The 13,475-nt window shown below is 46.8% G+C and carries 14 protein-coding genes; 7 read left to right on the forward strand and 7 right to left on the reverse strand.

Annotated elements, in window-relative coordinates; translation table 11 throughout:
• Window positions 1–119: 119 nt before the first annotated feature.
• The 3 genes from R7R78_RS10985 to R7R78_RS10995 form a co-directional block, all read right to left on the reverse strand.
• Window positions 120–1,256: a glycerate kinase gene (locus R7R78_RS10985; protein ID WP_225473551.1), complete on the reverse strand. Its 1,137-nt coding sequence runs from the start codon at window positions 1,254–1,256 to the stop codon at window positions 120–122.
• Window positions 1,257–1,272: 16 nt separating this feature from the next.
• A complete protein-coding gene (locus R7R78_RS10990) occupies window positions 1,273–2,625 on the reverse strand; it encodes a GntP family permease (protein ID WP_017634362.1) in 1,353 nt (450 codons plus the stop codon).
• Window positions 2,626–2,783: 158 nt separating this feature from the next.
• Window positions 2,784–3,926 carry a sugar diacid recognition domain-containing protein gene (locus tag R7R78_RS10995; protein ID WP_005374330.1) on the reverse strand — a complete coding sequence of 381 codons (1,143 nt, stop codon included), beginning with the start codon at window positions 3,924–3,926 and terminating at the stop codon, window positions 2,784–2,786.
• Window positions 3,927–4,160: 234 nt separating this feature from the next.
• Here R7R78_RS10995 and R7R78_RS11000 point away from each other — a divergent pair, with 234 nt between their 5' ends.
• On the forward strand, window positions 4,161–4,334 hold the full coding sequence (locus R7R78_RS11000) for a hypothetical protein (protein WP_141135655.1): 174 nt from the start codon (window positions 4,161–4,163) through the stop codon (window positions 4,332–4,334).
• Between the two features lie 69 nt (window positions 4,335–4,403).
• Here the strand turns inward: R7R78_RS11000 and R7R78_RS11005 are convergent, their stop codons facing one another.
• On the reverse strand, window positions 4,404–4,766 hold the full coding sequence (locus R7R78_RS11005) for a hypothetical protein (RefSeq protein ID WP_151515197.1): 363 nt from the start codon (window positions 4,764–4,766) through the stop codon (window positions 4,404–4,406).
• 276 nt (window positions 4,767–5,042) lie between these two features.
• On the opposite strand from R7R78_RS11005, the gene R7R78_RS11010 reads away from it, so the two are divergent.
• The 5 genes from R7R78_RS11010 (at window position 5,043) to R7R78_RS11030 (ending at window position 9,075) form a co-directional block, all read left to right on the forward strand.
• Window positions 5,043–6,890 (forward strand): M3 family metallopeptidase, encoded by a 1,848-nt coding sequence (locus R7R78_RS11010; protein WP_225473553.1) that lies wholly within the window; start codon window positions 5,043–5,045, stop codon window positions 6,888–6,890.
• A 69-nt stretch (window positions 6,891–6,959) separates the two neighbouring features.
• Window positions 6,960–7,496 carry a DUF924 family protein gene (locus R7R78_RS11015; RefSeq protein WP_017634367.1) on the forward strand — a complete coding sequence of 179 codons (537 nt, stop codon included), beginning with the start codon at window positions 6,960–6,962 and terminating at the stop codon, window positions 7,494–7,496.
• A gap of 24 nt (window positions 7,497–7,520) precedes the next feature.
• Entirely contained in the window at window positions 7,521–7,850 is a 330-nt protein-coding gene (locus R7R78_RS11020) for a DUF4144 domain-containing protein (protein ID WP_017634368.1), read from the forward strand.
• Window positions 7,851–7,989: 139 nt separating this feature from the next.
• Window positions 7,990–8,475: a VOC family protein gene (locus R7R78_RS11025; protein WP_025768760.1), complete on the forward strand. Its 486-nt coding sequence runs from the start codon at window positions 7,990–7,992 to the stop codon at window positions 8,473–8,475.
• Window positions 8,476–8,649: 174 nt separating this feature from the next.
• Window positions 8,650–9,075, forward strand: coding sequence for a VOC family protein (locus tag R7R78_RS11030; protein ID WP_017634369.1), 426 nt, complete (start codon window positions 8,650–8,652; stop codon window positions 9,073–9,075).
• A gap of 77 nt (window positions 9,076–9,152) precedes the next feature.
• On the opposite strand, the gene R7R78_RS11035 is transcribed toward R7R78_RS11030, so the two are convergent.
• On the reverse strand, window positions 9,153–10,289 hold the full coding sequence (locus R7R78_RS11035; protein ID WP_054576493.1) for an MBL fold metallo-hydrolase: 1,137 nt from the start codon (window positions 10,287–10,289) through the stop codon (window positions 9,153–9,155).
• A 180-nt stretch (window positions 10,290–10,469) separates the two neighbouring features.
• On the opposite strand from R7R78_RS11035, the gene R7R78_RS11040 reads away from it, so the two are divergent.
• Complete coding sequence (locus tag R7R78_RS11040; protein WP_005460845.1) at window positions 10,470–10,715, forward strand: Rho-binding antiterminator; 246 nt, start codon at window positions 10,470–10,472, stop codon at window positions 10,713–10,715.
• A 96-nt stretch (window positions 10,716–10,811) separates the two neighbouring features.
• On the opposite strand, the gene R7R78_RS11045 is transcribed toward R7R78_RS11040, so the two are convergent.
• A complete protein-coding gene (locus R7R78_RS11045; protein WP_225473555.1) occupies window positions 10,812–12,302 on the reverse strand; it encodes an MDR family MFS transporter in 1,491 nt (496 codons plus the stop codon).
• On the reverse strand, window positions 12,299–13,324 hold the full coding sequence (locus R7R78_RS11050; RefSeq protein WP_225473557.1) for an HlyD family secretion protein: 1,026 nt from the start codon (window positions 13,322–13,324) through the stop codon (window positions 12,299–12,301). Before R7R78_RS11050 ends, R7R78_RS11045 begins: the two co-directional genes overlap by 4 nt.
• Window positions 13,325–13,475 lie beyond the last annotated feature (151 nt).

The raw sequence follows: 13,475 nt of genomic DNA on the forward strand, positions 1-13,475 counted from the left end.
ATGAGTAGTTTTACAGGCAAAGCCGAAACGGATGATAACCACCTACTGAAGTAGGTGGTTTAGGGCTGAAAACAAAAAACTCCACGCAAAGGTGGAGTTTTCTCGTATCGTTATCGCCCTCAGTGCGACTTAATTTGCCACATTCTCGCGACGTTTTCGGCTAAATTAGCAACGTTGACGTCGGCCTCTTTCATGGCCTCAGGTAAGCTCATCGCCCTTGGTACACAAGCAAACACCGCATCAATACCGCACTCATAAACCGCCTGATAGTTGTCACCCACACAGCCTGCTAATGCAATGACTGGTAAATTACACTGCTTGGCCACCTGAGCAACGCCCATCGGCGTTTTGCCATGTGCGGTTTGATGATCGATTCGACCCTCGCCTGTAAATACGATATCCGCATCCGCAACATGCTGAGCAAGTTTGACCGTTTCAAGCACAATCTCAATTCCCGGTTGCAAACGTGCTGGCGTGTACCCAAGCAAGGCTGCGCCCATACCACCAGCAGCACCCGCCCCTTCACGAGTCAGTACATGCTTACCCGTCGCTTGTTCCGTCAACTCGCCAAACTTGCGCAATGCGTTATCGAGCAGAGTGACGTCTGATACGGTCGCTCCCTTTTGAGGGCCAAAGATAACCGACGCGCCTTTGTCACCACAGAGTGGGTTATCAACATCGCACGCTACCAACACTTCGCAAGTTGCTAAACGAGGGTCAAGACCAGAAATATCGATGGACGCAAGCGCCGCTAACCCGCCTCCATTTGGGGTAATTGCATGACCAGACTCATCAAGAAACGCCACCCCCAACGCGGTCAACATGCCCACGCCACCATCATTGGTAGCGCTGCCGCCCAAACCAATGATTAAGCGTTGAATACCTCTATCTAGCGCGTGTTTGATCAGCTGTCCAGTACCAATGCTACTGGTCAGTTTTGGGTCGCGAGCATCACTCGGCACAAGGTGCAGACCACTGGCCTCCGCCATTTCAATAACCGCGGTTTCGCCGTCGCCGAGGATGCCATAAAACGCTTCAACATCATCCCCTAATGGCGCGGTCACCGTTGTGAAGACTTGTTCGCCTTGAGTTGCATCTATCAAAGATTGAACCGTGCCTTCGCCACCATCTGCGACCGGAACCGTAACAAACTCGGCATCATGCCATACGCGAGCAAGACCCGTTTTGATCGCCTCGCTCACTTGTTTGGCGGTTAAGCTTTCTTTAAATGAATCAGGTGCAATTACCACTTTCATACGTATTTCCAGAGACTTATAAGAGAACGAGGCTCAAAATGTACACCAATGCCATTGCCGTGACACCTTGAACGAGCGTAGCCATGGTTTGCGCGCGGTACGCTAAGCCCACCGACATGCGGCTAAACTGCGAAACTACCCAGAAGAAACTGTCGTTTGCATGAGAAACCGTCATCGCACCAGCACCGATCGCCATCACCGTTAATACGCGGCCCATTTCTGAATCGAGCCCCAATTGCGTGAGCATAGGCGCAACCAAAGCCGATGTGGTCACCAATGCAACCGTTGATGAACCTTGCGCCGACTTTAGCGCAGCCGCAACGATAAATGGCATGAAAATACCCACGCCCAGCGCCGATAGCGTCGTACCTAAGTATTCACCTAGCGGCGTGGCTTTTAATACCGCGCCAAATGCGCCACCAGCACCAGTAATCAAAAGAATAGGCGCAGCAGCCGTAATACCTTGGCTGATTCGCTCGCCAAATTCTTCAATCTTGTTGTCTGATTTGAGTAGGCGAACAGAAAGGAACAGGCCAATCACCAATGCCGTTAGTGGCTGCCCTAAGAAAGTCAGAACATCAAACACAAAACCTTCGCCCAGCGGTAGGCTTGGGAATTTCGCGATAGAGCCAAAACAGATCAATAAGATAGGAACAAAAATAGGAGCGAATGCTTGGCTCGCCGTTGGCAATTTGCCGTAAGACGCTTTGAGTGCTTGCCAGTCTTGCTGAATTTCTTCTGCGGCTTCAATGCCATCTGGTTCAACATGTTGGAATCGGTTCGCCCACAACATACCCGCTAACGCCGCAACCGCTGCAACAAACACACCCACACCAATCACTAAACCAAGGTTAGATTCCAGGCCTAAGTTACCCGCAGCGGCAATCGGGCCAGGAGTTGGCGGCACAAACGTGTGCGTCGCGTATAGGCCAGTTGCCAACGCCACACTCATTGCAACGCTTGAGGTTTTTAAACGCTTCGCGAGTGATTCTTTGAGCGAGTTCAGAATGACAAAGCCTGAATCACAAAATACCGGAACAGAAACGATGTAACCTATGATGCTCATAGTCAATGTTGGGAAACGCTCACCCAACACTTTGATGACCGTATCGGCCATGGTGATCGCCGCACCACTTTTTTCCAAAATAACACCGATGATGGTACCTAAAACGATAACCAAACCAATGTAACCAAGGATGCCGCCAAAGCCAGAAGCAATGGTTTTGGCAATGCTATCTGCCGGTAAGCCGTAAGCAAATGCCGCAAGGAACGCCGCGATGATCAGCGCTAAAAAGGGATGTAATTTGAATTTGGTGGTCGTGAGCACAATAAATGCGATCACCCCAAGCAGGATTAATATAAGGTTCATGATAACTCCATTTATTCTTATTTTGCTGAGCGAGTCCGTGTTGGCTCACTCAACATGTAGGGACGCATGAATTATTAATCGTTTGCTTTCGAATTCCTTTAGGCGGAGTGACAAATGATGTGATCAAAAAATAACGCGTATTGTGCAAATGCACAACATCACGACATTTTTGAGAGCCGAGTCGCAATATAAAGCTCCGCTAACCCCACAAAATTGGTTGTTGGTAGCCCTGTTATCTCGGTGATTTTCTCTAACCGATAGCGCAGAGTGTTCCGGTGAATAAACAGCATTTTAGAGCATTCTGTTACATTGCCATTGCATTCAAACAGTGCATCTAGGGTTTTCAGTAATTGCCCAGATTTGTCTTTCTCTTTCAACCGTTTCACACCATCAATAATTTGTTCACCTTGCCAAATATCCGCCAACGGCGCTAACAAAACAGGCAAACGAAGTTCATCGAACAGGTACTTACGTTTCTCTGGGTAGAACTGCTTGCCAATAGCTAATACCTGCTTCGCACTTTGGTATGACAACGCGACATCTTTAGGCTCATTAAACAGCTGCCCTAGCGCAATGTGAAACGTATGCGAATCGTGATCGCTTAAACGCGACATCAACTTATCAATGCGCTCACTTTCAACTTGGCTATCCCACTGCTTGGCGGAATGACACGGTTTCAACACCACAATTTCATTCACTGAGACAATCGCAACTAGGTTGTTACGCTCTGGGTATTCAAGCAGCTCAACAATATTGCGCACACTCTTCATGCTTTTCGAGGCCGACGGCGTCGAGACTTCAATCACCGTTGCCACCCGTGGTTGAGTAACATCGATAGAAAGACGCATCGCCCAATCTTTCAGCTCTTCATCGGTCAATTTCCCATTGATCCAAGCCAGAATAAACTCTTCGCGATGACGTCTGTCCCACTGAAATTTTTCCACCAGCGCGGCTTGCTCGATTGTCAATTCAGCGGTCATTTTAACCAGTTTGGCAAAATCTCGGATTTTCTCCGGCTCGCCTGTGACACCAACAATACCGACCACGTCACCATGCAATTTCAACAGCATATTGATACCGGGTTTGACACCCTGCAACGTCAAACATTGCTGCTCATTAAGCTCTAGCGAATCGCCATGATTCAGCGCCAGTACCGCGCCATCATGCACTTGCCCAACACGTTTAGGGTCGCCACTGCCAATGATGATGCCTGCCGAGTTCATCACATTCACATTGTGACCAATGATGGACATGGTTCGATCAACAATTTGTTGTGCTAAAGCGTGGTCGAGTATCACCATTTCGAGTTTCCAAATTGACCGTTTAATCACTCAATAAATCACAAATGGCAAACTATCGCGATGCTGCGGTTCTAAATAACGGAAGCAGCTCAAAGCATTATCCAATTACCCATATTTAAAAAGTGGATTAAACCTTCATTTTTAGCAGAGGGTTATATACTTAGAACAAAGGTTACCAATGCATTCTTCACTGTGCATTGATGCCACTCGTCTACCTACAGAGGAGAGATCAACATGGAGTTACGGAATAAATCGGGGGAAGTTGCAAATATTGCTGATAACCTCACTTTGAAGGAAATCACAGAAATGGGCTACACCATAGATTTATGCGATGAAGCATTTGCCCCTGGAGAGCATTGGAAAGCGGAAGGTAAAACGCAAGGTATGGGCGAGTATCCAGAGGAGTAAACGTCCTGACTAACCAGCGCACAAAGCGCTCCACAAACAGAAAAGCCGAGCGACTTAACGCTCGGTTTTCTACTTTTGAACTTCTTGAATAAACAAGCCCATCTCTTCAAGATAATTGCCGTTTGAGCATCCCCAATCGGTGACTTCAATCAACTCTGTAACTAACTGTCCAGACTCATCATCTTGCACTCTCTGCACAAACGCTTCAAAACGTTCCAGTTGTGCCTGACTCTTAACGCCATGCACGGCATATTCTACAAGCAAGCCGTTGTACGTCTGCCAGCGCTGATCGCCCGCAACATCATTGCTTAAAATCACAGAACACTTTTGTTGAATGCTTTCAACCGCATCATTTCTTGGTGGCGCGACTGTGGAACATCCAACTAAAATCGTACCTACCGCCAATAACGTAACTTTTGTCTTATTTATCATATCGTTTCCAACTGTATCGCCACGATATGGAAATCTTATTACACCTGATAAGGATCATCGATAGCGCACCGCAGATTAATTACTTAATAAACTGTAAACTCCATACCAGTCTTAACACTGCAAGCTCATAACTCCTATTAACTCACCCAAATGTAAACAAATAGTAAAATCACCTTTACGCGATGCAAAATCGACAAATGAGATTAGCGTTCCTTTCTCGCGACCAAGCGTGCAATAATCAACTGTCTACATAACGAAACCATTTGAAGGATCAAAATGACCGCAACGGATTACCTCAACGACCTCAATCAACGTTACCTTGCGATTCACCGCACCAAAGAAGATTTCTTTTGGGAAACTTACATGGGGATCAGCGATGACCATGATGGCTCGACGCAAGCACAAACGGCATGGACAAGCTTTTTAAGCAACGCCGAGCAAATTACTGCCATCAAACAACAGCTTGAAGCCGCGGACTCAATTACCGACCCACAAGAGAAACAACAAACCATTACGGGTCTATCTGGTTGGCTGGCGATGTTTGAATCTCACGCTATCGAGGGCGAAAAAGCACAAGCGTTGAAAAATCAGCTCATTGCCTTTGAAGCTGAGCTCTTCGAGAAAAAACAGAACCACGTACAAACATTTACCGATGAGAACGGCGAGCAAGTAGAAGGTTCACTTCCAGTATTAAGCTCAACCATTCGCACCAGCAATCATGAAGAAGTTCGCCAATCGGCTCATCAAGCGTTGCTGAACCTTGAACAATGGCTACTGCAAAACGGCTTTATTGAACTGATCAAACTGCGCAACCAGTTCGCTCGCTCACTGGGTTATGCGACTTTCTTTGATTACTCCGTGCAAAAAACGGAAAAGATGAGCACTGAGCAGCTATTCGAAATTTTGGAAGATTTCGAACAACGCACGCGAGATGCGCATCTAAACAGCTTAGAAAACTTGGCGAAAGAGAAAGGCGCAAGCGCACTAGCAGGCTACAACTTTGTTTACTCATTCGCGGGTAACGTTATGCGTGACCTTGACCCATACGTGCCGTTCTCAAAATCTCTGAGACGCTGGGTAGAATCATTTGGTCGCCTAAATATTGATTACTCTGGCGCGACGCTAACGCTGGATTTACTAGATCGCAAAGGTAAGTACCCGAATGGGTTCTGCCACGGCCCTATCCCTTCTTTCTATAATCAAGGCGAATGGGTCGCAGCGCAGGTGAACTTCACCAGTAATGCCAAACCAGACCAAGTGGGCAGCGGCTACGATGGCATTAACACGCTGTTCCACGAAGGTGGCCACGCAGCACACTTTGCGAACGTAAAAATGAACGCACCTTGTTTCTCGCAGGAGTTTGCGCCGACGTCAATGGCTTATGCAGAAACTCAGTCGATGTTCTGTGACAGCCTGTTAACCGATGCCGATTGGCTAAAACAATACGCACTGGATGATGAAGGGAATTCGGTTCCTGATGAGATCATTCAAGCGATGATCAACAGCCGTCAGCCATTCAAAGCTTATGAAGAACGTAGCATCTTGGTTGTACCATATTTTGAGCGCGCGTTGTATCAACTGAGCGATGACGAGTTAACGCCAGAGCGCATCACTAAGCTGGCTCGCGATTGTGAAAAGCAGATCCTTGGTTTGGAATGCAGCCCTCGCCCACTGATGGCGATTCCACATTTGCTATCCGACGAAGCGGCTTGTGCGTATCAAGGTTATCTACTCGCGCACATGGCGGTGTATCAGACCCGTGCATACTTCCTTGAGAAGTTTGGTTACCTGACGGATAACCCAGAAATTGGCCCACTGCTGGCAAAACACTACTGGCACGCAGGCAATCACTTGTCGCACAACGAAACCATTGTCAGCCTGACTGGCGAAGGCTTCAATGCCAAATACCTTGCAGACGTGTGTAACCTGTCGCCAGAACAGGCATGGGAAGTGCAGCAGAAGAAAATCGACTCACTTGCGACGCGAGAGCGAGCATCAGTCGCTTCACTGAACGCCGCGATTAAAGTCGTCGACGGCAGTAAAGAGCTGGCAAGCAACGCCATCTCTGACGAACAAATGTGTGACGATTTTGAACGTTACATCGTAGAGACTTACGGTCGATAACACGCATAAAGCCAGGAGCTCGCCTTCTGGCTTTTTATTCTTTAGCTAATGCAATAAGAAGGAAGATCCATGTACCAAGAAGTCATCAAATTTTGGTTCGAGGAGCTATCGCCCCAAAATTGGTTTGAAAACAACCCAGAACTGGACAAGTGTATTGCATCGCGATTTGCCTCGGTATTAGAACAAGCCGCTCGTTGTGAACTGTTTAATTGGCGTAACAGCGCACAAGGACGATTGGCCGAAATCATCGTCCTCGACCAGTTTTCACGTAATGTGTATCGCAACACCCAAAAAGCGTTTGCACAAGACCCACTCGCATTAGCATTGGCTCAAGAGGCAATTCGGTTAGGTCACGACAAAGAATTCGCGCCTGAGCAGCTAAGCTTTTTGTACATGCCGTTTATGCACAGCGAATCTCGCCTCATTCATGTCCAAGCTGAAAAATTGTTCCGCGCATCAGGGCTTGAAAATAACTACGATTTTGAGCTAAAACACAAAGCCATCATCGACCAGTTTGGGCGCTATCCTCATCGCAATGCGATACTGGGAAGAGAGAGCACTCCCGAAGAGTTAGCGTTTTTGCAACAACCTGGGTCAAGTTTCTAAATAACAATGAATAATGATTTAACCATGAGAGACCACGCAGTATGCTGGCCATGCTTGCTAAAACTAGACGGCGACGATGAGCTGATCTACACGCATTCCCAGTCCGACTTAGACTCTGAATGCGAAGCCCTCATTTTTGGGCAAGATGATTACGTTATTGACTCAAATGGCAACACGTTTGAATTGAAAAACAATGGTTCGAACACCACTCTTTTACACCTAAAAGAACGAACGCTGTCCGTAGAAGAGGTTACGTCATTAATCCAATCGCATGAATTCAGCCTCGCGCAACGGTGTATTATCAAGATTCATTTCACCTCGGTGAGGCAAGCTGTTGAGGCCTTAGCTCACTAACTCAATCCCAACATGCATAGCATTAAATAAAATTATCATTTTTATAATTTATGATAATTTCATGTAATCAACATCACGCCATATACTCTCCCACATCGAAACAAGACAACGTTCAAACACACATGTTGGGAGCAAACAAATGAAAATGAATCATGTCGGTATTATGGTCGGAGATATGGACAAAGCGGTTGAGTTTTACACGCAAGCGCTAGGTCTAAAAGTCGTTATGGGCAACACGAAAGTGATTGAAGAACGCGAAACGGCAATTGGCAGAATGTGTATTGCGGTCTTTGGGGAAGGCTTTAAAGGCTTCAACATTGCGCACCTTGTGACAAGTGATGGCATCGGCCTTGAGTTATTCGAAATGAAAGAACGTCAAGAGCGCCATGAAGTGGATTTTTCTCGCATCGGTATCTTCCATTTCTGTTTACAGACAGACGATTTTGAAGGTGCTATCAAACGCACCGAAGCACTAGGTGGCAAAGTTCGCATGGACATCATGCGTTACCACCCAGAAGACGATAATAAGCCTGCGAAAATGGTTTACCTAGAAGACCCATTCGGCAACCTATTCGAGCTTTACTCACACTCTTACGAAGAAACTTACGCTTCTGATTACGAGTAATAGCCCCATCCATATCCCAAAAGGCTAGCAATACGCTAGCCTTTTTTGTTTGCTTTGAGTTGCAGTGTTTCTGCACTCGCTCTAGCAAAAAAACATCTGGAATTTGATCATTTCTCTCACCACTTTTAAGGTCACTTTATACTTACCTCAACACAATGCAAAAAGGAGTGAAGCATGCCCACCAAAAATCCAATCGCCATCAAAGCGCTTGATCATGTTGTTTTAAGGACCTGTAACCTCGATGCTATGTTGCATTTCTATCGAGACATTTTGGGCTGCCCTGTCGAACGCGAAGTAACGGAACTTGGTTTAACTCAACTTAGGGCAGGTAACGCATTGATTGATGTAGTGACGGTAGACAGCGAATTGGGCCAACTCGGCGGTAAGCCACCAGTTCAAAATGGTCGTAATATTGACCATTTTTGCCTGCAATTGGCGCCTTTTTCCGAGGATGAATTACTGGAATATCTGCGTGCGCGCGGCATTGAAACCGAAGAGTTTGCGAAGCGGTATGGCGCACAAGGGTTCGGTAGATCACTCTATATACATGATCCGGAAGGAAATGTCGTCGAGTTAAAACCTCAAGTGATTGATGAGTAAGCGAGTAAAAAACCTTGTTATATTCTGAAAATAACAAGGTTAACTTCTAAAATAATTATTGAAGTAAGAACATATTATTAAGTCAAAATTATATCTGGCTCACCTATTTCTTTTTCTCGCCACCATTGTTTATTTATATGTTCTTGATGAACGTAAAAACTCTCCCCCGGCATTGGCGTCAGCAGCGTTATATGTTCTTTTTGACAATGGGTAAGCAAATCTAAAATCGGTTCGTCCCAGCGGTGAGTAAATAGCTCGTATGTAGCCCAATGCACGGGCAACAGTTTTTTCGCATTTAAATCGCGAAACGCTTGCACGGTATGATGAGCCTGCATGTGCCCCCAGTTTTCGACCGGATAACCTTGGCCTTTCACATCAGCAGCCACTTCCAAACAGGCAATGTCGATTGGTCCACATCGCAGTGCGATCTCGGAAAAGTGCGAATCGTAAGCTGAATCGCCACTAAAATAGAGCGTCTCTTCTTTGCCTTTGATGACCCAAGAAGCCCACAGGGTCGAGTTTTTATCGAAATAAGTACGACCCGAATTATGGTTAGCAGGCGTACAAATCAGTTCGATTCCGGCATAGTGCACGCTATCCCACCAATCGAATTCCACGATGTTGTCTGCGCAAACGCCCCACTTTATCAGATGCTTGCCAACCCCTAAGGGTACATAAAAAGTCACGGGTTTATCGGCGTAGAAACGTATGGTCGATGCTTCTAAATGGTCGTAATGATCGTGCGAAATCACGATAATTTCAGGAATCGGCAAACAATCTCTGGCATGGGTATTGGGAATATTGCGTTCAAACCACGCTTTTGCGATGAACGGAGAAGCGTAATCAAATACCGGATCAGTCAGAATTCGAATGCCATCGACCTCCACCAGCATGGTGGAATGGCCCAGCCAAGTAACGCGCATCGATTCACTTCTCTGCGCAAACTGCGTAGGTTGAATTGGGAAATGTGGCAGATGTTCGTTAGGACTCAATGGCGTTCTACCACCAAGATAGCTCCAACACACCTGCCAGAATGATTGCGGGCTAGGGATATTTGGCATCTCGTTTTTAACGCGGCCGTTTTCAAATTGAGGTGAGTGGTGAACACGGTGCGCCAACTGCGCATGGTAGGTTTGAGGGGAAATCAGTGAACTTGGCTTTTGTGTCTTTTGTTCACTCGTTAGGTATGTGCGCTTAAGTATCGTTTCAGACATATCGTAGTTTTGTCTCGCTTGCGAACGCTCAACAGTAGGTTTATTAAAACGTGCGTGTATGTCTATTTCGTGACCAAAATGAGGTGTAAGATGAAGATTCAGTTTCAATCAAACGTCTTCTATTTAAGGATACGGTTCTCAAACCTTCTGAATACTGCGTCGGTTTGAAAGGAGAAAACTATGGTGACTTGCAGCCAATACGATTTTATTGAAATCGCCTGTATGTTTAAGCTCCCTATCGAGATCACACTAAAAAATGGTGAAACTCATCAGGGCAACGCGTTCGACACAGGCTACGACATGCAGCGACAAGAGTGCTTGTTTTTAGATATGGATGGTGAGCACACCGCCTTCCCGACTGAACAATTAGTCGCAATGCGCGCGCTCAAAGCCAATCCGCATTTTGACGAAGTGACGTTTGAGTAAACGTCCTTCTTTCACTGACGCCGTCCAATAAAAAACGCCTCTCAAGCTGTCACAACTTGAGAGGCGTTCTCTTACACGGTTCACCTGAACTTGTTGTTATTCACGCGACCGGATGAAAACCAGCATCGGCATCATGATCACGAACATCACTCCCACAAGCTGGAAGGTGTGCACAAACGCGACCATTTGCGATTGCTGCTGCAACATCTGTTGGTATTGGTCTAACGCAACCGGGTCGGTAATAGAAAGCCCCTGATTGGCCGCCCAGTCATGCAAGTTAGGATTATAAGGATTAATACCCTCTCCCAGCGCATGCCATTGCTGCTGACTATCACGATATTGGAACGTGGTGGCGATAGAAATACCAAACGAGCTACCAATGGTACGGAACAGATTGTAAATACTCGCCGCCGCAACAGATTGCTCTTTCGGAATCGTTAAATACGCCAAGGTGGATAGCGTCGAGAAGGTTAAACCAAGCCCCATCCCCTGAATCATACTCGGCATCACAATCCAAAATGTATCGATCTGCAGTGAGTATTGCGTCATCAAATAACTACCAATCCCGATGCAGCTTAAGCCAAAGACTATTTTGATTCTGGGATCGAATTGCGGATTGAGCTTAATCACTAAAATCAACATCGCCGCCGACGCCAACCCTCGCGGTGCCATTAATAAGCCAGTGGTTGAGACCGGATAATCCAGCAAGCTTTCCAACAGCATTGGTTGTTGAGTCGTCAGACCAAACATCGCCATCGACACCACGGCAATCATCAATGACGAGACCATAAGGTTTCGGTCTTTCAGTAGCCACAATGGCGCTATTGGACTTTTGGTTTTCCAACTGCGATAGATCCACATCACCAATCCCATGACTGCGAGAAATATCGCCGTCTGAATCATACGTGAGTCGAGCCAGTCGTCTTCATTCCCTTTATCCAACACAAACTGCAACGCGCCCACACCTAACGCCATGTAACCGATGATCCACCAGTCAAAGTTAGGTTTGGATTTGTTGTCGATATGGATATAGCGATAAATCAAAGAGGTACAGATCAAACCGAATGGCAAGTTGATGTAAAAAATCCAGCGCCAGTTAATGTTGTCGGTGATCACACCACCCACAACTGGGCCCAAAATAGGACCAAGCAAAATGCCGATGGAGAAAATCGCCATCGCTTTGCCTTTTTGCTCATACGGATAAATCTGCACTAACGTCGACTGCGCCAATGGAATCACCGACGCGCCGAAAGCGCCTTGGATAATGCGAAATAGCACCATCTCTTCAAGAGACTGTGCTTGCCCACAAAGCGCACTGGCAATCACAAAACCGACCACGGCAACCAGCATGACTTTGCGTTCACCAAAGCGCGACACCCAGAAACTGGTCATCGGAATGAAGATCGCTTCCGCCATGCTGTAACCCGTCAGCACCCAAGTAATTTGGTCTGCCGTTGCGCCCAACGCGCCCATCATGTGCGATAGCGACACGTTCGCAACGGTCATATCGATTAACACCATGATGGCAGAAAGCATCACGGCGACGGTGGCAATCCCCCGTTTGTCTGCCGTAATTTGATGGCTCATTGCACGCTACTTTGCAAATCAATGGTGACTTCTGAGCTCGCACCCACGCGAAGTTGCGGCGCATCGGCCGGTACTTCTAATGCCAAACGTACAGGGAAACGCTGTTTGATTTTAACCCAGTTACCCGATGCGTTTTCTGGTGGCATCAAGGAGAACGATGTACCACTCGCAGGCGACAGTTGCTCTACCGTTGCTTTCCACACCACGTCTGGGTACATATCAATCACCACGTCCGCATGCATGCCAGGTTTAATATGAGTAAGATCGGTTTCTTTAAAGTTCGCGCGTACCCAATAGCTGTCTTTTAAAATCACAGGGAACAGCGTTTGACCCACGCTAACGACCGAGCCTACGTGCGTATTGATTTCACCGGTAATGCCATCCACTGGTGACGTAATGTCGGTGTAACTCAAGTTCAGCTCCGCTTGCGCTAACTGTGCTGCCGCTTGTTGAACGACCGCAGCCTCTACGCCTTCTTCACCACGGTTCGCAATGGCTTTTTCTACCGTTGCGCGCGCTTGCTCCAGGCTCGCTTGGGCATTGGCGAGTTTGTTTTTTGCCGTATCTAAATCTTGGTCCGACGCCAGTTTGCGTTTCACTAGGGAATCCGTACGTTTGTACTCTACTTGCGCTTCTGTCAGGTTAGAGCGCGCCGCATCTAAGCCCGCAACAGCTTCAGTTACCTGCTTATCGGCAACGTCATGTTGCTGGACCGCCAATTGGTATGCCGCTTTTGCTTGCTTCACGGCCAACAAATATGGGCGTGAATCTATCTTTAGCAGTAGGTCACCTTTATTAACAGATTGGAAATCTTTAACATCCACAGAAACCACTTGGCCTTTTACCTGAGGCGCTACCGACAAAATTTTTGCCCTAACGTAGGCATCTTCCGTGCTTGGGTGACTGTCTGAATACTGCCAAGACCAATACATCGCACCAAATGCGATAACACAGAGAGTAAAGAAAAGAGTTTTTACCAGCTTAGATCTGGAGGAAGAATGCTTTGCGATGTCGTCGCTCATTTATATTGTCCACTTGTTCAATTATGTGATCAGTGTAGGACTTTTCGATCTTCCGACAATAAAATGATCTGCAAGGTAAAGATCCAATTTTGCATGTTGCTAAGTGGAGTAAATGATGTGCAATCAAAACGAGGATAAAAAAGAGGGGCAG

It is taken from the genome of Vibrio sp. 2134-1, assembly GCF_033339495.1.

Coding starts and splice junctions, on each gene's coding strand:
- R7R78_RS10985 (WP_225473551.1), bottom strand. CDS start 1,256: ATGAAAGTGGTAATTGCACCTGATTCATTTAAAGAAAGCTTAACCGCC.
- R7R78_RS10990 (WP_017634362.1), bottom strand. CDS start 2,625: ATGAACCTTATATTAATCCTGCTTGGGGTGATCGCATTTATTGTGCTC.
- R7R78_RS10995 (WP_005374330.1), bottom strand. CDS start 3,926: ATGGTGATACTCGACCACGCTTTAGCACAACAAATTGTTGATCGAACC.
- R7R78_RS11000 (WP_141135655.1), top strand. CDS start 4,161: ATGGAGTTACGGAATAAATCGGGGGAAGTTGCAAATATTGCTGATAAC.
- R7R78_RS11005 (WP_151515197.1), bottom strand. CDS start 4,766: ATGATAAATAAGACAAAAGTTACGTTATTGGCGGTAGGTACGATTTTA.
- R7R78_RS11010 (WP_225473553.1), top strand. CDS start 5,043: ATGACCGCAACGGATTACCTCAACGACCTCAATCAACGTTACCTTGCG.
- R7R78_RS11015 (WP_017634367.1), top strand. CDS start 6,960: ATGTACCAAGAAGTCATCAAATTTTGGTTCGAGGAGCTATCGCCCCAA.
- R7R78_RS11020 (WP_017634368.1), top strand. CDS start 7,521: ATGAGAGACCACGCAGTATGCTGGCCATGCTTGCTAAAACTAGACGGC.
- R7R78_RS11025 (WP_025768760.1), top strand. CDS start 7,990: ATGAAAATGAATCATGTCGGTATTATGGTCGGAGATATGGACAAAGCG.
- R7R78_RS11030 (WP_017634369.1), top strand. CDS start 8,650: ATGCCCACCAAAAATCCAATCGCCATCAAAGCGCTTGATCATGTTGTT.
- R7R78_RS11035 (WP_054576493.1), bottom strand. CDS start 10,289: ATGTCTGAAACGATACTTAAGCGCACATACCTAACGAGTGAACAAAAG.
- R7R78_RS11040 (WP_005460845.1), top strand. CDS start 10,470: ATGGTGACTTGCAGCCAATACGATTTTATTGAAATCGCCTGTATGTTT.
- R7R78_RS11045 (WP_225473555.1), bottom strand. CDS start 12,302: ATGAGCCATCAAATTACGGCAGACAAACGGGGGATTGCCACCGTCGCC.
- R7R78_RS11050 (WP_225473557.1), bottom strand. CDS start 13,324: ATGAGCGACGACATCGCAAAGCATTCTTCCTCCAGATCTAAGCTGGTA.